This is a genomic window from Branchiibius sp. NY16-3462-2, from assembly GCF_001594145.1.
Lineage (GTDB): Bacteria > Actinomycetota > Actinomycetes > Actinomycetales > Dermatophilaceae > Branchiibius.
The window spans coordinates 189,545-211,273 of record NZ_LVCF01000001.1 but is presented as its reverse complement, the minus strand read 5'-3'; the positions used below and the strand labels follow the sequence as shown (position 1 = coordinate 211,273).

At 68.1% G+C, this 21,729-nt stretch carries 23 protein-coding genes; 16 read left to right on the top strand and 7 right to left on the bottom strand.

Annotated elements, in window-relative coordinates:
* Nucleotides 1-4: 4 nt before the first annotated feature.
* Genes AZH51_RS00955 through AZH51_RS00945 form a run of 3 tightly spaced genes read right to left on the bottom strand, consistent with a single transcriptional unit; the run spans nucleotide 5 to nucleotide 2,849 of the window.
* The gene (locus AZH51_RS00955) at nucleotides 5-1,039 is read right to left on the bottom strand and encodes an NAD(P)-dependent alcohol dehydrogenase (protein WP_291520349.1); all 1,035 of its coding nucleotides are present in this window, start codon (nucleotides 1,037-1,039) and stop codon (nucleotides 5-7) included.
* Nucleotides 1,036-1,806 carry an iron-sulfur cluster assembly protein gene (locus tag AZH51_RS00950; RefSeq protein WP_291520348.1) on the bottom strand — a complete coding sequence of 257 codons (771 nt, stop codon included), beginning with the start codon at nucleotides 1,804-1,806 and terminating at the stop codon, nucleotides 1,036-1,038. The genes AZH51_RS00955 and AZH51_RS00950 overlap by 4 nt, the downstream gene beginning before the upstream one ends.
* Complete coding sequence (locus AZH51_RS00945) at nucleotides 1,803-2,849, bottom strand: amidohydrolase family protein (RefSeq protein ID WP_291520347.1); 1,047 nt, start codon at nucleotides 2,847-2,849, stop codon at nucleotides 1,803-1,805. Before AZH51_RS00945 ends, AZH51_RS00950 begins: the two co-directional genes overlap by 4 nt.
* 156 nt (nucleotides 2,850-3,005) lie before the next feature.
* Between AZH51_RS00945 and AZH51_RS00940 the strand changes: the two genes are divergently transcribed.
* From AZH51_RS00940 to AZH51_RS00925, 4 genes are read left to right on the top strand one after another with little or no spacing between them, the layout of a single operon-like run.
* Nucleotides 3,006-4,166, top strand: coding sequence for a GAF domain-containing protein (locus tag AZH51_RS00940; protein WP_291520346.1), 1,161 nt, complete (start codon nucleotides 3,006-3,008; stop codon nucleotides 4,164-4,166).
* The gene (locus AZH51_RS00935; RefSeq protein WP_291520345.1) at nucleotides 4,133-4,456 is read left to right on the top strand and encodes a helix-turn-helix domain-containing protein; all 324 of its coding nucleotides are present in this window, start codon (nucleotides 4,133-4,135) and stop codon (nucleotides 4,454-4,456) included. The genes AZH51_RS00940 and AZH51_RS00935 overlap by 34 nt, the downstream gene beginning before the upstream one ends.
* Nucleotides 4,457-4,465: 9 nt before the next feature.
* Nucleotides 4,466-5,344, top strand: a complete 879-nt coding sequence (locus AZH51_RS00930) for a cobalamin-binding protein (RefSeq protein WP_291520344.1) — start codon at nucleotides 4,466-4,468, stop codon at nucleotides 5,342-5,344.
* Nucleotides 5,341-5,943: a GNAT family N-acetyltransferase gene (locus AZH51_RS00925; protein ID WP_291520343.1), complete on the top strand. Its 603-nt coding sequence runs from the start codon at nucleotides 5,341-5,343 to the stop codon at nucleotides 5,941-5,943. Before AZH51_RS00930 ends, AZH51_RS00925 begins: the two co-directional genes overlap by 4 nt.
* A gap of 166 nt (nucleotides 5,944-6,109) precedes the next feature.
* On the opposite strand, the gene AZH51_RS00920 is transcribed toward AZH51_RS00925, so the two are convergent.
* On the bottom strand, nucleotides 6,110-9,862 hold the full coding sequence (locus tag AZH51_RS00920) for an FtsK/SpoIIIE domain-containing protein (protein WP_291520342.1): 3,753 nt from the start codon (nucleotides 9,860-9,862) through the stop codon (nucleotides 6,110-6,112).
* 167 nt (nucleotides 9,863-10,029) lie between these two features.
* Here AZH51_RS00920 and AZH51_RS00915 point away from each other — a divergent pair, with 167 nt between their 5' ends.
* From AZH51_RS00915 to AZH51_RS00880, 8 genes are all read left to right on the top strand, one after another.
* Nucleotides 10,030-11,256: a CpaF family protein gene (locus tag AZH51_RS00915; protein WP_291521290.1), complete on the top strand. Its 1,227-nt coding sequence runs from the start codon at nucleotides 10,030-10,032 to the stop codon at nucleotides 11,254-11,256.
* On the top strand, nucleotides 11,253-12,110 hold the full coding sequence (locus AZH51_RS00910) for a type II secretion system F family protein (RefSeq protein WP_291520341.1): 858 nt from the start codon (nucleotides 11,253-11,255) through the stop codon (nucleotides 12,108-12,110). The genes AZH51_RS00915 and AZH51_RS00910 overlap by 4 nt, the downstream gene beginning before the upstream one ends.
* On the top strand, nucleotides 12,107-13,030 hold the full coding sequence (locus AZH51_RS00905; protein WP_291520340.1) for a type II secretion system F family protein: 924 nt from the start codon (nucleotides 12,107-12,109) through the stop codon (nucleotides 13,028-13,030). The genes AZH51_RS00910 and AZH51_RS00905 overlap by 4 nt, the downstream gene beginning before the upstream one ends.
* A 37-nt stretch (nucleotides 13,031-13,067) precedes the next feature.
* Entirely contained in the window at nucleotides 13,068-13,283 is a 216-nt protein-coding gene (locus tag AZH51_RS00900; protein WP_291521350.1) for a hypothetical protein, read from the top strand.
* A complete protein-coding gene (locus tag AZH51_RS00895) occupies nucleotides 13,267-13,665 on the top strand; it encodes a TadE family protein (protein WP_291520339.1) in 399 nt (132 codons plus the stop codon). Before AZH51_RS00900 ends, AZH51_RS00895 begins: the two co-directional genes overlap by 17 nt.
* Nucleotides 13,662-14,102, top strand: coding sequence for a pilus assembly protein (locus AZH51_RS00890; protein WP_291520338.1), 441 nt, complete (start codon nucleotides 13,662-13,664; stop codon nucleotides 14,100-14,102). The genes AZH51_RS00895 and AZH51_RS00890 overlap by 4 nt, the downstream gene beginning before the upstream one ends.
* Nucleotides 14,099-14,569, top strand: a complete 471-nt coding sequence (locus AZH51_RS00885) for a pilus assembly protein TadG-related protein (RefSeq protein ID WP_291520337.1) — start codon at nucleotides 14,099-14,101, stop codon at nucleotides 14,567-14,569. The genes AZH51_RS00890 and AZH51_RS00885 overlap by 4 nt, the downstream gene beginning before the upstream one ends.
* A 79-nt stretch (nucleotides 14,570-14,648) precedes the next feature.
* Nucleotides 14,649-15,944 carry an LCP family protein gene (locus AZH51_RS00880; protein WP_291520336.1) on the top strand — a complete coding sequence of 432 codons (1,296 nt, stop codon included), beginning with the start codon at nucleotides 14,649-14,651 and terminating at the stop codon, nucleotides 15,942-15,944.
* 4 nt (nucleotides 15,945-15,948) lie between these two features.
* Here the strand turns inward: AZH51_RS00880 and AZH51_RS00875 are convergent, their stop codons facing one another.
* Nucleotides 15,949-16,407: a TspO/MBR family protein gene (locus tag AZH51_RS00875; RefSeq protein ID WP_291520335.1), complete on the bottom strand. Its 459-nt coding sequence runs from the start codon at nucleotides 16,405-16,407 to the stop codon at nucleotides 15,949-15,951.
* 6 nt (nucleotides 16,408-16,413) lie between these two features.
* Nucleotides 16,414-17,520, bottom strand: coding sequence for a peptide chain release factor 2 (gene prfB / locus AZH51_RS00870; RefSeq protein WP_291520334.1), 1,107 nt, complete (start codon nucleotides 17,518-17,520; stop codon nucleotides 16,414-16,416).
* Nucleotides 17,521-17,667: 147 nt separating this feature from the next.
* Between prfB and ftsE the strand changes: the two genes are divergently transcribed.
* Genes ftsE through smpB form a run of 4 tightly spaced genes read left to right on the top strand, consistent with a single transcriptional unit; the run spans nucleotide 17,668 to nucleotide 21,122 of the window.
* Entirely contained in the window at nucleotides 17,668-18,366 is a 699-nt protein-coding gene (gene ftsE, locus AZH51_RS00865; protein ID WP_291520333.1) for a cell division ATP-binding protein FtsE, read from the top strand.
* Nucleotides 18,366-19,283 (top strand): permease-like cell division protein FtsX, encoded by a 918-nt coding sequence (gene ftsX / locus AZH51_RS00860; RefSeq protein ID WP_291520332.1) that lies wholly within the window; start codon nucleotides 18,366-18,368, stop codon nucleotides 19,281-19,283. Before ftsE ends, ftsX begins: the two co-directional genes overlap by 1 nt.
* The gene (locus tag AZH51_RS00855; RefSeq protein ID WP_291520331.1) at nucleotides 19,280-20,596 is read left to right on the top strand and encodes a M23 family metallopeptidase; all 1,317 of its coding nucleotides are present in this window, start codon (nucleotides 19,280-19,282) and stop codon (nucleotides 20,594-20,596) included. The genes ftsX and AZH51_RS00855 overlap by 4 nt, the downstream gene beginning before the upstream one ends.
* Before the next feature lie 40 nt (nucleotides 20,597-20,636).
* A complete protein-coding gene (smpB, locus tag AZH51_RS00850; protein ID WP_291520330.1) occupies nucleotides 20,637-21,122 on the top strand; it encodes an SsrA-binding protein SmpB in 486 nt (161 codons plus the stop codon).
* Here the strand turns inward: smpB and AZH51_RS00845 are convergent.
* The gene (locus AZH51_RS00845) at nucleotides 21,119-21,709 is read right to left on the bottom strand and encodes an FHA domain-containing protein (RefSeq protein ID WP_291520329.1); all 591 of its coding nucleotides are present in this window, start codon (nucleotides 21,707-21,709) and stop codon (nucleotides 21,119-21,121) included. The two genes, smpB and AZH51_RS00845, sit on opposite strands and share 4 nt — an antisense overlap.
* Nucleotides 21,710-21,729 lie beyond the last annotated feature (20 nt).

The window sequence follows — 21,729 nt, the reverse complement described above, 5'->3', positions numbered from 1 at the left end:
GCACTCAGGGAACGAGGATGGCGCGGCCGCGCACCCGACCATTGTCCAGGTCGTCGATCGCGCTCTGGAAGTCGTCGAGCGCGTACTTCTGCGTGTGCAGGGTCACCGCACCACGCCGCGCCAACTCCATCAGATCGCACAGGTCGTTGTAGGACCCGACCAGGTTGCCGATGTAGTTGATCTCGCTCGAGATGATGTCGATCGTCGGCACGTCGATGTTCTCGCCATATCCGACGACGAGATAGTCACCGGCCTGTCGCAGCATGGCCGTGCCTTCGGCCGTCGCGCCGTTCTCACCGACGAAGTCGACGACGACCTCGGCGCCGTTGCCACCGGTCAGCTCCAGCACCTGATCGACCTGCCCACCTTCGGCGACGACACCGTGGTCGGCGCCGATCGACAGGGCCAGCTTCACCGCGTCCGCGTTGCGATCGACGACGATGATCTCGGCCGGGCTGAGCGCCTTGAGGACCTGAATCCCGATGTGCCCCAAGCCTCCTGCCCCGATCACGACCACTTTGTCGCGGGGTGTGAGGCGCCGGGCTGCTTTGGCCGCCGCGTGGTACGCCGTGAGGCCGGCGTCCGCCAGCGCCGCCACGTCCGCGGGCTGCAGCGAGGGGTCGATCTTGACCACGCTGCGCGCCGAGGTCTTGAGGTACTCGGCGTACCCACCGTTGGTGTCGATCCCCGGGAACTGGTTGGCCTCGCAGTGCACGTCGTCGCCGCTACGGCAGGCGCGGCACAGGCCGCAGGTGATCAACGGATGCAGGATGACGGTGTCACCCTCCTGCACATTGGTCACTGCGCTGCCGACCGCCGAGACCCAGCCGGCGTTCTCGTGCCCGATCGTGTAGGGCAGGTGCACCTGGGACTTCTCGGCCCACTGGCCCTCCAGGATGTGCAGGTCGGTGCGGCAGACGCCCGCGCCGCCGATCTTGACGACGACGTCCCACGGGCCGGTGGGTTCGGGCACGGGGACGTGCTCCAGCTGCAGGTTCTCGTGGTAGCCGACCACCTGGACGGCTCGCATGGTGCTCATGACAGTGACTCCCTGAGAGTGGTGAGGGAAAAGAACGCGGTGTCGGCGGGTTCCAGCCCGTCGGTCCGTACGGTTTGGTCCTGCTCGGACCCGGGGTACCGGGTGCGGAGCAGACCACGGCAGAAGTGCGCATTGCCATCGATGGAGATGCGGGTGGAGCGCGCCCGGGCAACGGCAAGGGGTACGTTGCCCGGACGGGCGTTCTCGTGGTCGACCAGCACATAATCGGTTGCGTCCGTGGGCAATCCGATCGCCGTACGCCGACGCACCAGTGCCGCCTGATGCTCACCGGAGGGCAACTCACCCAGGCGCACGTCAGCCAACGACTCGACCGACCGGGACGGGTCGGCCCGCAGCAGATCGGTCAGGCATCGCTCCATCGCCGCGGTGTGCGCCTTTCGGCGGAACGTCGTACGCAACTCATCCAGGCTGTCCAGCGCCTCGTGACCGAAGGTGCCCCGGTAGCCCAGGTCACCCGCCAACCCGGCGTTGATGATCGGGGAGTCGTGGTGGTCGTCCAACTCCACGACCACCGCGTCCGTCCAGTCCAACGCGACGAGCGCGTCCTTGGCGTCGGAGGCCATCAGGTAGGCGAAGTTCGGTGAGCAGAACGACGTCGGCAGCCGCAGGTGCACAATGACTGAGGACCCATCGATCGCGATGCTGCGCACGAAGCCCAGATCGGTGATCGGTTCGTCGAGCTCGGGATCGATGACGACGCCCAGCGCGGCCGTGACCGCGTCCTCCCGGGTCAGCGTCAGGGTCACTTCGCGCCCACCAGGTCCGCTGCCTCCGGCTGCCGCGGACCGGTCGCGGTCTCATCGGCGGTCGGCAACTGCAACTCGGCAGGCACGTCCAGGTCGTAGAGCCGGGCCGCGTTCAGGCCGAGGATCTTCTTCTTCTGCTCGGTGGTGATCGGTGCGTACTCGCTCATGTCTTCGGGAATCTGGAAGTCCACGAACTGCTCGATCAACCAGCGCGGGGTCCAGATGGCGTAGTCGGAGGAGAAGGTGATCCGGTCCTCGCCGATCCAGTAGAGCAACTCACCCAGGATCTGGGCGAAGTAGCGCGGGCGGGTGTGCATGAACGGCATCGCGACGGCCAGGCCGCCCCAGACGTTCGGCTCCTGGGTGGCGATCCAGCAGAAGTCCTCCAGGCGCGGCAGGCCGACGTGCTCGACGATGAAGGTCAGGTCGGTGAAGTCGGTGGCCACGTGATCCACGTCGGAGACGTCGAAGGCGTCCCGGTCCAGCGGTCGGATCGTCGGGCCCTTGTGGACATGGATGTTCTTGATCCCCAGCTCACGACACAACTCGAAGTACCGGTAGGCCCACGGGTCGTCCAGCTTCCAGCCGCGGCTCTCGCCGTGCCACTCCGCCGTGTAGAGCTTGACGCCCTTGAGCTTGAATCGCTCTGCGTCAGCGCGCAATTGGTCCAAACCGGCCTCGCCGTTGCGCGGGTCGAAGTTGTGGTTGTAGGTCAGCTTGTCCGGATTCGCCTGGGCGAGGGCGAAGGCTTCCTCGGTCTGTCCGAAACCGGTCTTGTAGAACTCACCCAGGTAGGCCGGCTGGAAGACGGCGTGGTCGACGTAGCCGTCGGTGAACAGGTCCTTCATCAACCGTTCGCCGCCCTGGTAGAGGTAGTCCTCGTAGGCCCACACCTCCGACTCCGGGGACAGATTGCGGTGGTAGTCGTAGAAGCAGTCGATGAACTGCTTGCCGTGGATGTTGCGCTGGTTGCTCTCGCGCGCGTCCCACAGGGCGATGTGGGCGTCGACGATGAAGTACTTCTCGTCGTCCTTGGTGTACATGCGGGCCTCCTGATCGGTGCTGTGACTGGTGTCACACCGCAGAACGTATGCCGCTCCCGATCCACCCGCCCCACCTGCGCTGTCTCACTTTGAGACGCCGTTCAGGCCGCGGCCCCGGCCGCGGTTTGTAACCTGGATCACACCAGGAGGTCAGGTATGGACGCATTGCCCGAGCGCGCCGCCGACGGACGCCCCGCGTCGGCACGGGTTCTCGCGTCGTGGCAGCGCAGTCAGGAGTACGGCGTGTCCCTGGACCAGGTGCAGCCGGCCTTCACCGGTGCGCTCGACACCGAGTCGCTGTTCTTCCAGTGCGGCGACCAGGTGCTGCGCGATCTGCAGCGGACCCTCGCGGGGGAACCGATCAGTCTGATGCTCACCGACTCCGAGGGCCTGGTACTCAACCGGCACAGTGGTGACGACTCGCTCCTGCGGGCGTTGGACGCGGTGCACCTCGCGCCCGGTTTCGGCTACTCCGAGCGGGAAGCCGGCACCAACGGCCTGGGCCTGGCGCTCGCCGACCGGTCACCGACGGTCGTACGGGCACAGGAGCACTACGCCCAGAGCCTCACCGGCTACACGTGCGCCGCGGCGCCGGTGCTCGACCCGACCTCCGGACGGCTCCAGGGAGCGGTCAACCTCACGACCTGGTCGGACTCCTCGCACGATCTGCTGCTCGCGTTGGCCCAGTCTGCCGCGAGCAACACCGCTGCGCTGATGCTGACCCGGTCCCAGGGCCGCACCCCGCGTCCGGCGCCGCGCGGGGAGGTCTTCCGGGTCGTGGCGCCGCATCTGGAGCCGGGCAGTGGATCGACCTTCGCCCTGTCCACCGGGTGGGCCCAGGCGTTGGACCAGGCGAGTACGGCGCTCGCGGCCGGCCGTGTCGTGGCGGCGGTGGGGGAGGCCGGGGCCGGACGGGTGACGTTGTTGTCCCAGGCGCTGCGGCGGGTGCGACCGCGTAGCCGGATCCTGTCGGCGTCCGCGCCCGCGCCCCAGGACCTCGAGCCGGGGGTGGTGTTGTGGGCCCCGGAGGTCGGCAAACCGGACACGGCGGTGATTGTCGGTGACGTCGACGTGCTGCCGTTGTGGGCTGCGGACCGCCTGGCCCAGTTGCTCGTGGCGGGCGGCGGGGGGGCGGGCGCGTTTACCGCCCGGCGCCTGGGGGGCGTCCCGGCCCGCCGCTGCCGCCGCTCGGGACCGGGGGGCATCTTCCGGCCCCCCCGGAGCGGCCCGAGGACGTCGTGCCGATCGCTCTGCACGTCGCCGCCCGGGCCCGCGGTCGTGACGTGGAGATCACCGCCACCGCCCGCCGGGCGCTGACCGATCACGCCTGGCCGGGAAACGTCACCGAACTGGTGCGGGTGATCCGGCACGCCGCGATGCGGGCCGACGTGATCGACGTACGTCACCTGCCACCCTCGGTGCTGTCCGCGGCCGCCCGGCGGCTGTCCCGGATCGAGCGGTTCGAGCGGGACGAGATCGTCCGTGCCCTGTCCCGCCCCGGGACCACGATGCAACAGGCCGCCGAGCACCTGGGCATGAGCCGGGCCACCCTCTATCGGAAGGTGTCGCAGTACGGCGTGCACGTGCCCCGCGCGTCCGCCCCGTAGGGTCGGTGCGTGCGTATCGTGTCCCTCCTGCCGTCGACCACGGAGATCCTCTTCGCGATCGGCGCGGGCGACGACGTAGTGGGTGTGACTTTCGAATGCGACACGCCACCGGAGGCGTTGGAGCGCACGATCATCTCGAATTCAGCCATGCCGCAGGGACTTTCGCCCCGCGAGATCGACGACTACGTCGCGGCTGCGCTGGCGCGGGGTGAGGATCTCTACCACCTCGACGCCGACGCGCTGCGTTCGTTGGACGCCGATCTGGTCGTGACCCAGGACCTGTGCGCGGTGTGCGCGGTCGATGTCTCCGTCGTGGACGACGCACTGGCGTATCTGGGCTGCACCGCGCAGGTGCTGACGATCGATCCGCACACGATGGAGCAGGTGCTGGACTCGATCCGGACCCTGGGGGCGGCGACCGGCCACGACGACGCAGCCGACGCCCTGGTCACGCGGTTGCGGGCGCGACTGGCCGATGTCGCCCGGGCCGTGGCGGACCGGCCCCGGCCGCGAGTGTTGGTGCTGGAGTGGACCGATCCGCCGTTCGCGCCCGGGCACTGGATCCCCGAGATGGTGACGATGGCCGGTGGCGAGCCGGCCCTGGGTGTCGTTGGTGAGCGCTCCGAGCGCGTGGACTGGGCGGCGGTGTCCGCCTCGGGGCCGGAGGTGGTCGTGGTGGCGCCCTGCGGGTACGGCGTCGACGACTCTGCGCGTCTCGGCCGGGAGATCCTGGACCACCTGCCGGACGTTCCCGTCTGGGCGGTCGACGCGAACGCCTCGTTCGCCCGGCCCGGCCCACGGTTGGTGGACGGGGTGGAGGCGCTCGCCGCGTTGCTGCACGATGTCCCCGTCCCTGACCAGTCGTGGAAACCGTTGCGGCTGCGATGAGTTGGAAGATCCGACCGTTCCGACCCGGTGATGAGGATGCGCTGGCGGACGTGTGCGTCCGAACGGGTGCCACGGGCGGCGATGCAACCGGCCTTTTCGATCCGCCCAGTCTGCTGCCGGACATCTATCTCACCCCGTATCTGGTGCATTGCCCGGACCTCGCCTGGGTGGTGGCCGACGGGAAGAGGCCGCCGGCCGGCTATCTGGTCGCGACCGCGGACACCCTGGAGTTCGACCAGTGGTTCGCAACCCAGTGGTGGCCGAGTGTCGCCCACCGCTACCCGCGCGCCGCGCACCCGACGACGACCCAGGAACTGGTGACAGAGGTGGGATACACCTACGCCTCCACGCGCGATCCGCTGGCCGCCGAGTACCCCGCGCACCTGCACGTTGATCTGCTTCCGGTCCTGCAGGGCAACGGTTTTGGCCGCCGGCTGATCGAGGTGCTGTGCGCCGCCCTGGTGGCACGCGGCGTACCCGGAGTCCATCTGGGCGCCGCCAAGGACAACTCCGGCGCCATCGCGTTCTACCACCGACTCGGGTTCACCCCGCTGCCCTCGCCGGAGGGCACCCAGTGGTTCGGGAAGCGGATCACCTAGTTCTTGCCCGGGTAGAGCGAATACAGCAGAACCTTGGCGTTCGGCGGACCCGGCGACGGCACCCGGCTGGGAGACCTGCTGCAGGACCACCGGCTTACCGCCGGAGGGGGGCAGTCGCAGGACCGCTCCCTTGCGGTGAAGGTGGCCGCAACCGCGAGACATCGTTTCATGTCAACTCCTGTGCATGCGGGAGGGTGGATGGTGACATCCGCTGGGAGTCCACTGGTGGCGCCCACGTACGCACCTGCGTGATCTGTCCGCGACGCACCAGGACACCAGAACCGGGCCCCTCGTCGTACGACGTGGGCAGGCTGACGCCGAGCACGTCACCGTCGCGCGGGCCCGGTTGCAGGATCACACCGGTACCGGCGCGTTTCAGTAGCGGCAGCAGGCCGGTGAACGCGGCCGTGGCCGCGGCCAGTGACGAGCTCACGACCAGCCGGTGGCGGGCGGTGAGATCCACCAGCACGCCCTCGATCGGCGTACCGGCAAGGTGGTCGGCGTCGTCGACGTAGATGGTGCCTCCGGGGTGCTCGTCCGCCCATCGCGTGAGGTCCGGATCCGGTCCGCACAGCCAGAAGGACGGGCCCGGGTCGGCGCTCGCGCTGGCCCGCAGCGCGGTCGTGCGGCCGCTGCCCGGGGCTCCGACGATGAGGACGGTCCGGTCATCGGCCGTCCACCTGACCGGTCCGTCGAGGCCGACGCCGAACGCGCCCGCGGGTAGCGAGTCGATCACTGCCGGAAGGGGATCGAAACGTACGGCGATCGCTGGGTCAGCGGCTGGGCGGCCGGGGAGCGCACACTGGATCTCGGCGTCGTCCGGCAGCAGCAGCCCCCGACCCGGGGCCGCGAGCGAAGGCACCTGCGCGGGACGCACCCCGAGCAGGACCAGATCGTCAGCGCCGCTACTGGTGAGGCAGAGCCGTCGGGCGGCCAGCCCGGACACCCGACCGCTGACGACCCCGCGGCCTCCCGCGACCGCGGTCACGACTCCAGCACGCGGTCCGTCGCGCATGATCGCCAGCAACCGGTCGCTGAGGGTCAGCGACGCCGCGTCGGTCCGCGCCTGCAGGCTGTCCCAGTCGTCGATCAGCAACCGCACCGGGTCCGAGGCGGAGGTCGCGATGCGGTCCTCCAACCAGGTGAGCAACCGGTGGACCCGGGCGTGCTCGTCGAATCCCACGACCGCTCCGAGCTGTGGATTGTGCTCTTGTGTAAAGGTTTTGGCGGTCGCCAGGAGATAGACCGGCTCCCGGCTGCCGACGGCGAGGGTGCGCAGGACGGTGCTGCGACCGCTGGCCGGACCACCGGCGATGAGCAGGTTTCCGTCCTGCACCCGCCAGTCCGCCCACTCCTGTCGTTGCTCGTCGGGCCGATCGATCATGCCCAGCGGGGCCCCACCCGGACCGTGGTCCTCGGCGGTGATCTGCGTTGGCAACGGCGGCAGCCACGGTCGATGCGGCGGCGGCGCGCCGAGACGTTCGTGGGCCCGCCGGATGGCCGCCGCAATGCGGCTGAGATCGTCATCATCTGCGCGCTCGCTGCCGGGCTGCGGCACGCCGGTCAGTGGATCGACGGGCAACACTTGCGGTGCGGCATCGCGACACGGCGTGTAGCCGCTCACCCGCGCAACCTGGACCAGTTGCCGGGTCCCGCCGGACCGAAGGGCGACCGCCCGCCCCGGCAACCCAGGATCCAGACGGGCGGCGTCGTCAGCGTCGATGACATCCCGTGAATCAGTAACGTCATTGAGCCGCAATGCGATTCGCAGATCCAGGTTTGCCCGGATATCGGCCGAGACCACTCCCGCGGGTCGCTGGGTGGCTAACACCAGATGGATCCCCAGCGACCGTCCGACCGCTGCCAGCCGCACCAGCCCGTGGACGAAGTCCGGCAACTCGTCGGAGAGGACGCGGAACTCGTCGATTACCAGGACCAGGCGTGGCAACGATCCTCCGCCCTCCCGGTAGGCGGCGTAATCGGCGGCACGGGCGGCGGCGAGAAGTCGTTCGCGCCGTCGGATCTCCGCCTGGAGGGAGCGCAAGGCCCGGGCCGTGAGGGCCGCGTCGAGATCGGTGACCATGCCCACCGTGTGCGGTAAGCTGGCGCATCCCGAGAACGCAGCACCGCCTTTGTAGTCGATGAGCACGTAGTTCAACTCCTGGGGCGATCGGTGCAGCGCCCACGACACCAGGAACGTCTGCAGCAGACCGGACTTACCGGCACCGGTCGTGCCGGCGATGAGGGCGTGTGGTCCGTCGACCGGCAGACTCACCTCCCATGGCGCCTCGGCCGTGCGTCCGAGCAGCACCCGGTCCGAGGCCCTTGACCACGAGCGGATGACCTCTGCCGGATCCGTGGGATTGATGCCGCGCTCGTCGCGCAGCAGGTCGATCAACGAGATCTCGGTGGGCAGGCCGGTGCGTCCGGTCACTGATCCGCCGGCAGCGGCCAGCGCGCGGACTGCGGCTTCCGCGTGGCCGGGCGCGGGCAGGTCGAGTGTTTGGTGGTCAGCGAGATCGGTGGTCACGATGCGACCCGGCCGCGGTGTGCTGTCGTCGACCAGGGCCAGCACCACGGCGCCTGCCGGAGCAGGTTGGTCGAGGCCGTCGGTGACCATCAGCAGACTCGTGTCAGGGGTGTGGACCGCGCCCTGCGGTCCGATCCGAGGCGTCGCGTCTGGCGCTGGCAGCACGTGGGGCAGGAACCGAAGCCATTGCCACGCAGCGCGATTCGTCTCAGAGCAGCAGATGTGAATCTGCAGATCGTGCGGAGAGAACCAGGTAGCGATCTGGGTGATGAGCGACTGCGCCAGCAGGTGCCGCCTCGGCCCGGCGATCTCGACCCGACCCGCGGCGCGTAGGTCGATCTCGACCGGTGCGTCGGTCAGCTCGACCGGGTCGGCGTCGGCTTCGCCGAACGTGTGACGGTCCGAGCGCCGGCTCACCCCAGACGGGACGACTCCCGTGCCCAGGCGGACCCGCATCTCGGCGGTGGGGTTGCGCGACCATCGGGCAGACGACTGCGACCTGGCCACGCGCAAAGTGGTGCCGAGGGCGGGAGTCCGCACTCGGCGTACGGCGACCTCATGCTCCAGCGCGCGCCGCACCTCACGCTCGGCCCGCTCCAACTCCTCCCGGTACGCAGCCACCGCGCGGCGGTGGGACCGGGAGCCGCCGCGCCGGTCGGTGAGGTACTGGGCCAGCAGCATCACCGGCGACAGCACCGCGAACATCAGGAACATCGGGTTGTGCAGCAGGAGCGCCGCGCCGCCGGCGACCGCGAGAGGCAGCAACGCCATGACCAACGGCCAGGGCCGGCGCTCGGGAGGCGGTGGAGCGGACGGGACGCGGATCTGCACTGCTGGTGGCGCGTCCGGCCACGCCGCGGTAGGCACCGAGTCGCGGCGGACCAGTTCCAGCGCGGTGTCGCCGATGACGATCCGGCTGCCGATGGTCAGTTCTCGGGTGGCGGTGAGTGGCTCACCGTCAATGAGGGTGCCGTTCGTGGCGTCCTGAGCGGCCACGACCACCCGCCCGGAGTCCAATCTGAAGCTGAGGTGATGGCGACTGACGCAGGGGTCCGGTACCTGCAGGACGCAGTCCCGGCCCCGGCCCACCGTGACGCTCTCGGCGCCCAGCGGCACCCACGCGCCAGCGCCCGGTCCTTCGATAACGTGCAGCTCGAGGAGATGGCGTACTGGCACCACGGTTGGTGCGGTGCTGAGCACGGCGGCGTGTGACAACGGGGCGGCACCGACGAGGTCGGTGTCCGCGATCTTCCGGGTACCAGTGAAAAGTGTCTGCGGCACAGCGGGATTCGAGGCCACAACGTCTGCCCACCGCGTGCCCGTGCGGGCTCGCACCACGACGTCCCGGCTCACGGTGCCCTCGTGGATCGTTAACCGCAGCGTCGTCATTGCCGCAGTGTGCGGCCTCGTGGGATCTCATGCAGGACACGCTGGGGATAAGTGCACGCTGGCGTAAAGGTTTCTTAAAGTCGGCTGTGGAAACCCCCACGGGCTACCTCGGATCGGCTTTCATCGTGCTCACCGCTTGGGGAAGCGATGCCATAGAGGGGGACTTCATGAACGGCGTCCAGTTGGTCGAGGGCGAGGTCAGGGAACTGATCCGTCGCCAGCGATTGGACCCGGCGCGCGATCATGACGCGGTGGCCGACCTGGTCCGGGCTGCGGTGCGCGACTATGAAGAGCGCGCGCTGCACGGCGGACTGGATCCGTTGCCGGACAGTGCCTCGGCGCACCGGCAGGTCCTTGATGCGGTTGCGGGTTTCGGTCCGCTGCAGCCCTACCTGGACGACCCCAGCGTCGAGGAGATCTGGGTGAACGAGCCGTCGCGCGTCTTCATCGCCCGGCACGGAAAGACCGAGTTGACCAGCACCATGCTGACCGCCGAGCAGGTGCGCAGTCTGGTCGAGCGGATGCTCAAGCCGAGCGGTCGCCGCATAGATTTGAGCTCTCCTTTCGTTGACGCGACCCTGCCGGACGGCTCGCGTCTGCACGTCACGATCCCGGATGTCTCGCGTACGCACTGGCTGATCAACATCCGCAAGTTCGTCGCCCGCGCCGACCGACTGGAGGATCTGGTCGCGCTGGGCACCATCACTACTCCCGCAGCACGATTCCTGGCCGCTTCCGTCGCATCCGGTCTCAACGTCCTAGTCGCCGGCGGGACCCAGGCGGGCAAGACCACCATGTTGAACTGCCTGGCCTCGGCCATCCCCGCCAACGAGCGCGTCGTGTCCTGCGAGGAGGTCTTCGAACTCAAGCTGGGTCTGCGTGACTGGGCGGCGATGCAGTGCCGCCAACCGAGCCTGGAGGGCACCGGGGAGATTCCGTTGCGACGGCTGGTCAAGGAGGCGCTGCGGATGCGGCCGTCGCGGATCATCGTGGGCGAGGTGCGGCAGGAGGAGAGCCTTGACCTGTTGATTGCCTTGAACAGTGGTTTGCCGGGAATGGCTACGCTGCACGCCAATTCGGCTCGCGAGGCCGTCATGAAGATGTGCACGCTGCCGCTGCTGGCCGGCCCGAACGTCAGCTCGAGCTTCGTGGTCCCCACCGTGGCGAGCGCGATCGACATCGTCGTGCACGTGGCGTTGGAGCGGGACGGGCGGCGCGTCGTACGGGAGATCTGCGCCGTGCCCGGTCGCGCCGAGGGCGACGTGATCGAGTTGGCGCCCTTGTTCGTACGCCGATCGGGCACCTTGGTGCGCGCCGACGGCTTCCCGCCGCACCGTGAGCGTTTCGAGGGCGCAGGATTCGACGTGGCCGCGATCCTGGCGGAAGCCTCATGATCCCGGTGCTGTTGCTCGGGGCAGGGGTCTTCTGCCTCTGGTGGTCCTGGTGGCCGCGCACGGGGGAGTCCACCCGTACCCAGCGCGTCGGCCCGCGGACCCGGTTGCGCGACCTGCTCGGTCAGGCGGGCTACAGCTCGATCAGCCCGGGCCAGTTGGTCGCGATGTGCTTGATCACGGGTGCGGCGGTGTTCGTCCTGATGATGGCCGTGACCTCCGTTGCGCCGGTGAGCACCGCGTTCGCACTGATCGCTGGTTACGCGCCGCTCGCCTTCGTCCGGATGCGGGCACGCCGCCGCCGGACGGTGCTTCGTGAGGTCTGGCCCGACGTCGTCGACAACATCGCGTCCGCAGTTCGCGCAGGGATGGCATTACCGGAGTCGTTGGCGCAGCTGGGAGTTCGCGGCCCGGAGGAGTTGCGTCCGGCCTTTGCTGACTTCGCCCACGACTATCGTGCGACCGGGCAGTTCAACGACGCGTTGGACCGCCTGAAGGACAATCTGGCCGACCCGGTGTCCGACCGACTGGTCGAATCGCTGCGGATCGCCCGGGCTGTCGGGGGCACCGACCTGGGCCGCCTCCTGCGCACCCTCAGTTCGTTCCTGCGCGACGATGCCCGGACCCGGGCCGAGCTCGAAGCGCGCCAGAGCTGGACGGTCAACGCAGCGCGCCTTGCGTTGTGCGCGCCCTGGATCGTATTGGCACTCATGGCAACTCGCGGTGAGTCATTGCAGGCCTACCAGAGTTCTACCGGCGTCATCGTGCTCGCGATCGGGGCCGCGGTTTCGCTGGTCGCCTATCGGGTGATGCGACGCCTGGGTCAACTGCCCGACGAGGAACGGGTCATGCGATGAACCCGCTCTGGAGTGGATTGCTGTGCGGGGCACTGGCCGGGTGCGGGCTGCTGCTGGTCTGGCGCGGCCTGCCGATGCGTCGCCAGGCTACGTTGGCCGACCGCATCGCGCCGTACGTCGTGACCTCGCCCCGACCCTCACACCTGCTCGCCGGGAAGACCGATGAACTGTCGGTCAACGCAGCCCTCGCACCCCTGCTGCGCCGTGCGGGTGCCCTGGTCGACCACTGGCTGGGTGGGACCACCTCGGTCCGCCGCCGGTTGGCCCGGGCCGGCCAACCCGACGACGTCGACGGCTTCCGCGCCCAACAGGCGATGTGGGGTTTGGTCGCCGGGATCGCTGCCGCGCTCTACGCGACGCTGCAACTGATGAACGGCGGAACCTCCCTGACAGACGTCATCCTCATCCCGATCGCCGTGGCGGCCGGGGTGATCCTGCGCGACCAGATGCTGACCCGGGCCGCGGAGTCGCGTGAGCGGGCCATCCTGGGTGAGTTCCCCGCCGTCGCAGAGATGTTGGCGCTGGCGATCACCGCAGGGGAAGGCGCGGCCGCTGCCCTGGAGCGCATCGCGAACCTGTCCAGCGGTCACCTGTCCGCAGAGTTGCAGCGCTGCCTGGTGGATGCGCGCGCCGGTGCCTCGCTTCCGGAGGCGCTGCAGGGGCTGTCGGATCGCACCGGTCTGCCCGGCCTCGCCCGTTTCGTCGACGGGATCGGAGTGGCTCTCGAACGGGGTACGCCTTTGGCAGACGTGATGCGCGCCCAGGCCCAGGACGCCCGCGACGCCAGCAAGCAGCAACTGATCGAATCCGGCGGCCGGCGGGAGATCTACATGATGATCCCGGTGGTCTTCCTGGTCCTACCGGTCACGATCCTTTTCGCCATTTTTCCTGGGCTCTCGATCCTCAACCTGAACATGTGAACCCGTCCACCGCACGACCAACCAACCGGAGGAAGACATGAAAACAGCACGACGACTGAACGAGCGCATCCTGCGCGCCATGATCGCCCGAACCCACCTGCCCGCGCCTGATGAGCGGGAGCGAGGTGACGTCCCGGGCTGGGTGCTGATCACCATCATGACGGCCGGTCTGGTGACGGCCCTGTGGAAGTTCGCCGGCCCGGCGCTGACCAACATGTTCAGCACGGCGATCCACAATGTCTCGGGTGGCTGAGCGCAGACTCAACCGTGAAAGCGGCTCTGCGCCAGCGGAGTTCGTTATGGTCGGCGCCCTGCTCATCCTGGTGTTCATGGCCGCGTTCCAGGTAGGCTTCGTCCTCTTCGTGCGCAACACGTTGATCTCCGACGCGACCGAGGGTGCACGATTCGGTGCTCGCGCCGACGCGACGGCTGAGGCCGGTGCCAGCCGCACCCGGGAGATGATCACCCGTGGGCTCGCGGGGCGCTACGCCCAGGACGTGCGGGCCGAGGTGGTCAACGAAGGTGGCGCACGCGTCGTACGGGTGACGGTCGTCGCCCCGCTGCCCATCGTTGGTCCGTTCGGTCCGGCGCAAACCCTGACCGTCAGTGGGCGCGCGTTCCAGGAGGGGCAGTGAACGCGCTGCGGCGCCGACTGGGCGGTGCGGAGGACGGCTCGGCCGTCATCGAGTTCCTGGTCGTCGGGATTCTCCTGGCCCTACCGGTCTTCTACCTGGTGATCACGCTGGCCCGGCTGCAGGCGGGCACCTACGCGGTGACCGCAGCCGCCAGGGAGAGCGCCCGGACCTTCGTCGCGGCCGATAACGCCGCGATGGCCAACCAGCGCGCGAGCGCAGCGGCACGACTGGCCTTCCAGGACCAGGGCTTCGGCAACCAGGGAAAGCTCACGGCCCGGTGCGGTGGGGCGTGTCTGACCCGCGGCAGCACGGTGACGACGCGGGCCGACCTGGCGGTCGACCTACCCTTGATCCCCGACTTCCTGCGTGGCGTGGTCCCCTCCAGCATCTCGGTCTCGGCGACGCACACCGAAGCGGTCGATCGGTTCAAACGGTGAACCGGCTGCGGCGATTGCAACAGGATCCCGAACAGGGCCGGGTGCTGGTCCTCGGCGCCGGTCTGTTCGCACTCCTGGCCCTACTGGTGATGGGCGGCATCGACGTGACCGCCGTCCAGCTGGCGCGGGTGCAGATGATCGACGCGGCGGATGCGGCTGCCCTGGACGCCGCCGACGCCGTCGACCCCGGTGCGATCTATCGCGGCGGGGTGGGTCCGCAGGTCACGTTGTCCGACCAGAGCGTCCGCAGCGATGCAGCGATCAGCCTGGGCCGGCAGCACCGACCCACCCAGGTCACCGGATGGGCGGTGGTCGGCGGGACAGGCAGTGCCGACGGCCGGACGGCGCGGGTGGTTCTGCGGGGCACGGTGCATCCGCCGTTGTCCGGCGGGCTGCTAGCGCTGATCGGCAAGGACGTCACGATCACTGTGCAGTCTGATGCCCGCTCCGACACCGCCGCCGAATAACAAGGGCCCCCAGGTACCGTCCAGCGGTCGAGCGGGCCCCATTGATGATTCGCACAGCCTGGCCGACTATCGTCGCCCGGTGCCCGAACCCGTTTCACAGTCGGAAGACTCACGCTCCGCAAACCGTAGTCGAGCCCGCACCGCCGTCCTCCGCCGTCGCATCCTCGCCGGCGTCCTCGTGGTTCTCGTGGCGATCGGTGTCACCGGCGGTCTGCTCCTACACCACCTGAACGGCAACATCCGGACGCAGACTCTGGTGGGCGCGGGCACCGCGAAGGAGAAGCAAACGGGACCGATCAACATCCTGGTCATGGGTTCGGACACCCGGGACAGTGAGGCCAACTGCGCCCTTGGTGGTGGTTGCGCCAAGACAACCGCAACGTCCAACACGGCCGCCGAAGCGCAGGGCGCCAACGCCGACGTCATCATGATCGTGCACATCGCCGCTGACCGGTCGAACGCGACCGTGCTGAGCATTCCGCGTGACACGGTGGTCAAGATTCCCGCCTGCACCCTCGATGGGAAGACCATCCCGGCGCGCACCGACCGGATCAACGCCAGCCTGATGGGCGGCCCCTCGTGCACCGCCCAGACCGTCGGTCAGCTGACCGGAATCACCATCAACCATTTCGTGGTCATCGACTTCGCCGGTGTGGTGACCATGTCCGATGCGGTCGGGGGTGTCGAGGTCTGCGTCGATAACAACGTCTACGACACCTATTCGCACCTGAAACTGGCGAAGGGCACCCACACCCTGGAGGGCAAGGCGGCCCTGGAGTTCCTGCGCACGCGGCACGGCTTCGGTGACGGTGGTGACGTCGGGCGCACTATCGCCCAGCACCTGTTCCTGTCCTCGATGATCCGCCAGGTCGAGTCGGCGGCGACCCTGGCGAACCCGGTGAAGGTTTACAACCTGGCTGATGCTGCGACCAAGGCCGTCACCGTCGATGACGACCTCGGCTCCGTGACTGCGCTGAGCAGTCTGCTGCTCGAGATCAAGGACATTCCCAGCAACCGGATCACCTTCGTCACCACGCCGACCGACTACAACCCGGCCAACATGAACGAACTGATCCTGGCCCCCAACGCCGAAGCGTTGTTCAAGAAGATCGCTGACGACGTGTCGCTGTCACACAAGAAGACGACCCCGACCCCGACCAAGACCAAGAGCCCGGGTTCATCCACGTCGGGTACGCCGAGTGCCACTCCCAGCGCGTCGGCCAGTTCGTCGGCCCCTGACTACGCAACGACCGCTGACTCCGCAACCGGCTGCGCACAGGTGAGCACCTACAAGACGGTCACCTTGAAAGGGGTGCCGATGACGCCCACCCGCGCCTACGAGTTGTCCCCGGACGTGCCCGACTCAGCGAACTGACAACTCAGTTGCGCCGGGCGATATCGGCGTTCAGCGCCAACGCGAAAGCCCCCCACGCGGCGTACGGCGCCAGCATCAGTGCCGAGGGGATGTCTACCTTGGCGCTACGCCGGATCAGGTCCAACGTGCTGACTTCGAGAGCGGCCTGGACGGCCACGGAGGTCTTGACCTGCTCGCCGACGAAGTACACCCAGGTGAACGCGGTATTCAGCGCCAGGTTCGCGCCCAGCGCCACGGCGTAGTCGCGGCGGTCCTTATCGGTGGGTAGTCGTTCGAGCGTGCGTGCCGAGGCCACTGCGGTCAGCGAGTAGATCGTGGTCCACGCCGGCGCGAAGAGCCAGGCCGGCGGCTGCCACGAGGGCTTCTTCAGCGCCAGGTACCACGGGGACTGCGGCTTGGTGCCCAGGGTTCCCAGGGCAGCGCACGCAGCAACGGCCGGAGCGGTCCACTTCAGGTAGCGCATGAGTCCTCAGTCCTTGTCGGCCGACAGTTTCCAGCGGATACCGGCCTCGATGAAACCATCGATGTCGCCATCCAGAACAGCTGCGGTGTTACCCACTTCGTGGTCGGTGCGCAGATCCTTGACCATCTGGTAGGGGTTCAGGACGTAGGACCGCATCTGGTCACCCCAACTGGCCTTGATGTCGCCGGCCAGTTCCTTCTTCTCGGCGGCTTCCTGCTCCTTGCGCAGCAGCAGCAACCGGGACTGCAGCACCCGCAGCGCCGCGGCCCGGTTCTGGATCTGGCTCTTTTCGTTCTGCATCGAGACCACGATGCCGGTAGGAATGTGCGTCATCCGGACCGCCGAGTCGGTCGTGTTCACGCTCTGCCCACCAGGGCCGGAGGAGCGGAACACATCGACCTTGATCTCGTTCTCCGGGATCTCCACCGAGTCGGTCGACTCGATCAGCGGCACGACCTCGACCGCGGCGAAGCTGGTCTGGCGCCGGCCCTGGTTGTCGAACGGGCTGATGCGCACCAACCGGTGCGTTCCCGCCTCCACCTGCAGGTTCCCGTAGGCGTAGGGCACGTTGACCTCGAACGTTGCGCTCTTGAGCCCCGCCTCTTCGGCGTACGACGTGTCCATGACCTTCGTCGGATACCCGTGCCGCTCGGCCCAGCGCAGGTACATCCGCATCAGCATCTCGGCGAAATCGGCGGCATCCACCCCGCCCGCACCGGAGCGGATGGTGATGACGGCGGCGCGCTCGTCGTACTCGCCGGACAGCAACGTGCGGACCTCGAGTTCGCCCACATCCTTGGTCAGCGTGGCCAGGTCCGCTTCGGCTTCGGCGAGCGTGTCGGCGTCGCCCTCTTCCTGGCCCATCTCGACCAGGACCTCCAGGTCATCGATGCGGCTGTCCATCGATTCCACGCGGTCGAGTTCTGCGTTGGCTCGCGACAGGGCCGAGGTCACCTCTTGGGCGTGCTCGGGGTCATCCCACAGATCCGGTGCGCCGGACTTGGCCTCCAGGTCGCTGATGCGGGTGCGCAGCGTGTCCAGATCCGTCACCTCGCGGACCGAGTCCATCGTGGTGCGCAGTTTCTTGATCTCTTCGGGGAAGTCGACGGCCACGGTTGTCCAGGTTACTTCGCCGGGCACCGTCCGGCGGAATCGCAGGAGTTGGCCGGGCCCCGGCGTGCCGTGTCCGCCAGCGGCGGCGGGGAACGTAGGTTCGTCCCGGACCTGCCCGCACCATGACCCGGAGTTGTCCTAACCACCGTGATCCTGCTCGACCATGTGACCAAACGGTACGAAACCGCCTCCGCTCCTGCGCTTGATGACGTCAGCCTCGAGATCGAGCGCGGTGAATTCGCATTCGTCGTGGGCGCTTCCGGGTCGGGTAAATCGACCCTGCTGCGGTTGGTGACCCGGGAGGTCGCGCCGACGCACGGGCGGATCCAGGTGGCCGGCTACAACCTGGCGGATATGCCCGAGCGGCGCGTCCCGGGGCTGCGCCGCGAGGTCGGCGTGGTGTTCCAGGACTTCCGGCTGCTCGAGGGCAAGACGGTGCAGCAGAACGTCGCCTTCGTGCTGCAGGTTCTGGGCGCCAAGCGGCGGCGGATCAAACAACAGGTGCCCGAGGTGCTCGAGCTGGTGGGACTGGGCGACAAGGCCAAACGATTGCCGCACGAACTGTCCGGTGGTGAGCAACAGCGCGTCGCCATCGCCCGGGCCGTGGTGAAGTCCCCGCCGATCCTGCTGGCCGACGAACCCACCGGCAACCTCGATCCGGAAACCAGCCAGGACATCATGCGGCTGCTGCAACGGATCAACAAGACCGGCACCACCGTCGTCGTCGCGACGCACGAGCGCGGGATCGTCGACGAATCGCGCAAGCGGGTCATCGAGTTGCGTGACGGGACCCTGATCCGTGACGAGCAGGAAGGTGCCTACGACGCGGGGGAGGGCGATCGCTGATGCGGTTGCGGTTCATCCTCGGCGAGGTCGGTAGTGGCCTGCGGCGCAACGCCTCGATGTTCATCTCGGTCGTCCTGGTCGCGATGGTCTCGTTGTTCTTCCTCGGTGCCGGCTTGCTCGCCCAGCGCGAGGTCAACCTGGCCAAGGGGTACTGGTACGACAAGGTCCAGGTGTCGGTGTTCATGTGCACGGCGCAGTCCAGCGACGTCGCTTCGTGCTCCGAGGGTGCGGTGACGCCCGCCCAGCAGGAGGCGATCGAGCACCAGCTGGAGTCGATGAAGCCGCTGGTCGAGCAGATCTACTACGAAAGCGCGCAGGATGCCTACGCGCGGTTCAAGGAACAGTTCGCGGGGTCGCCGTACCTATCGCAGGTGACGGTCGATTCGATGCCCAGTTCCTTCCGGGTCAAACTCTCCGATCCGGCCCGATATGACGACGTTGTCCAAGCCTTCGACGGTACGGCCGGTGTCGAGGCAGTCAGCGATCAGACAAAGGTGCTGGACTCGTTCTTCAAGTTGCTGAACGTGGTCAGCATCGGTGCCGCGGTCCTGGCCGTAGTGATGGTTTTGTGCTCGATCCTGTTGATCAGCACCACGATCCGCCAGGTCGCGTTCACCCGGCGACGGCAGGTGAACATCATGCGGATGGTGGGTGCTTCCAAGGCGACCATCTCCTTGCCGTTCATCATCGAGACCATGTCGGCTGCTCTCATCGGCGCGGCGCTCGCCGTCGGATTGCTCTGGGCGATGGTGCATTTCGGGGTGAGCCAGTTGGTGTCCTCCCCGACCGACGGCACGATCATCAGCATCATCACGACGCGCGATGTCTGGCTGATTGCACCGTGGTTGGTGGGTGGAGCGCTCATACTGGCCTTTGTGACGTCGTGGTTCACCTTGCGGCGACAGGTGCAGGTATGAGGGACGAGGGAGTCTTCCGGATGCGCGCGGTGCGAACGGGCTTAGTGACCCTGACGCTGTTGGGGACGCTGGCTTTCGGCACGCACGCCTACGCGGACGATCCCGACGCCCAGAAGCACAAGGTCGACCAGCACATCTCGCAGTTGCAGGACGACCTGGATGACACCAGCGCCGCGCTGATCGCTGCGAACAACAAACTGAACGCGACGAACGCACAGGTCGCCGCGGCGACGAAAGCGTTGCAGGACAAGCAGGCTGAGGTGGTCGCCGCCCAGAACAACCAGCGGGACATCGCCGCACAGCTGCAGATCGCGGACGCCAACGAGGCGCAGGGGAAGGCCGATCTGTCGGCCAACGCCGCGGCGCAGACCAAGACCCGGGCCCTGGTCGGCGGTATCGCCCGCCAGAGCTATATGTCGGGTGGTCTTGGCTCGCTCGGGATGACGCTGAACCTGTTGACCTCCAACGACACCACGGATCTGACGGTCGCCGATGTGGTGATGCGCCAGCAGGGTCAGGTCCTGTCGGGTCTGACCAGCCAGCGCGCGGCCCAGCAGGCGGCACAGGACCGGATCAGCGCCGCAAAGCGCCGCGTCGCGCAGTTGAAGATCGATGCGGACAACGCCCTCACGCGCGCCAACGCTGCCCGCGACGCCGCTACCAAGGCTCGCAACGACCTGGTCGCGCTGCAGAAGACGCAGGCCCAGCAGAAGGCAGATCTGGAGAAGCAGAAGTCCGCCGAGCTGGCCAACCTCAAGCAGGAGCAGGCCGAATCGGCCCGGCTTTCCAAGGTGCTCGCCGCACGCGCCGCTGCCGCCAAGGCGGCGGCGGCCAAGAACGCGGCGCTGCGGGCCCGGGCGGCTGCCAACGCCAGGCAGCAGGCGGCGGCGCAGAGCAGCGGTGACACGTCCGGTCTCTTCCTGACTCCGCCGATGCCGGTCAGCACCATCCGGTCCGGCTTCGGGATGCGGCTGAACCCGGTCCTGCACATCTGGTTGATGCACGAGGGCGACGACTTCCCGTTCCCGTGCGGAACCCCGGTGTACGCCGCGGCGGCCGGGACCGTGATCAGCACCTCCTACGACCCGGTGGCCGGCAACCACGTCGTGATCGACCACGGGCTAGTCGGGAGTGTCGACCTCGGAACCTGGTATGCCCACCTGTCGAAGTTCGCGACGACGCCGGGCACGAGCGTCAAGAAGGGCCAGCTGATCGGCTACTCCGGTACGACCGGACGCTCCACGGGATGCCACCTGCACTTCGCGGTCATGGAGGACGGACGGGCGGTCAATCCGCTGACCTGGCTCACCTGAGCCGGATATCGATTTGCGGTCGCTTCGTAGACTGGCCGGTATGGCCAAAGAGAGCGGTCGCAAGGTGATCGCACAGAACAAGAAGGCCCGTCACGACTTCCTCATCGAGGACACCGTCGAGGCGGGTCTGGTTCTGATGGGCACCGAGGTCAAGAGCCTGCGGATGGGTCGGGCGTCCCTGGTGGACGGGTTCGCCAGCGAGCGCGACGGCGAGTTGTGGCTGGAGAACGTCTACATCCCCGAGTACCTGCAGGGGACGTGGACCAACCATTCGGCCCGTCGCCGGCGCAAGCTGCTCCTGCACCGGCACCAGATCGACAAACTGGTCGTCGCCTCCCGGGAGTCCGGTCACACGCTGATTCCCCTCGCGCTGTACTTCGTCGACGGCCGCGCCAAAGTGGAGCTCGCGGTCGCCAAGGGCAAGAAGCTGCACGACAAGCGGCAGACGTTGCGTGAACGTCAGGACAACCGTGAGGCTCAGCGGGCCATGTCGGTCCGGATGAAGCGTGGCGCAGGCGCCAGCTAGGCGCTGACCAACCACCCGTCGCGTACCTCGAACGTCGAGGCACCGATGCCGATCCGATCGCCCTCGTGCAGTCGCGTGGTCTGCACCCGGCGGCCGTTGATGAACGTCCCGTTGCGGCTGCCGAGATCCTCGATGATCAATCCCTGGTCGTCAGCGCTGATCCGGGCGTGGTGGCGCGATACCAGCATGTCGTCCAGCACGATCGAGTTGGACCGGGCCCGACCCAGGGTCAGGTTGTCGTCGGATGGCGCCTCGGGCGCATCTGGCGTCTCAGGGGCCACAGGGGCGGCGGCGGCCGCCACCGGCGCGGCGGCTGGTGTCTCAGGCGCGGTGGCTGGTGTCTCAGGCGTGACGGCCGCAGGCGGCTCGTCGGCCAGCTCCTCCGGGCCGGTGTGTCGTTCGGTCCACGCCTGGTGGACCTCCTCGGCGGTCGGGGCGGTGCCCTCCTGCACCCACGGCTGCGCGTAGTCGGAGGATGGCGCCCCGGGACGACGTGCCGGTGGGCCCTGCCACGTCGGCGTGGAGGTGGACGCCGATGCTTCGCCCCAGGCGATCGGTGTCGCGGGACGGGATTCAGGCTGGTTCATCGGTGCTCCATGCGTGATTC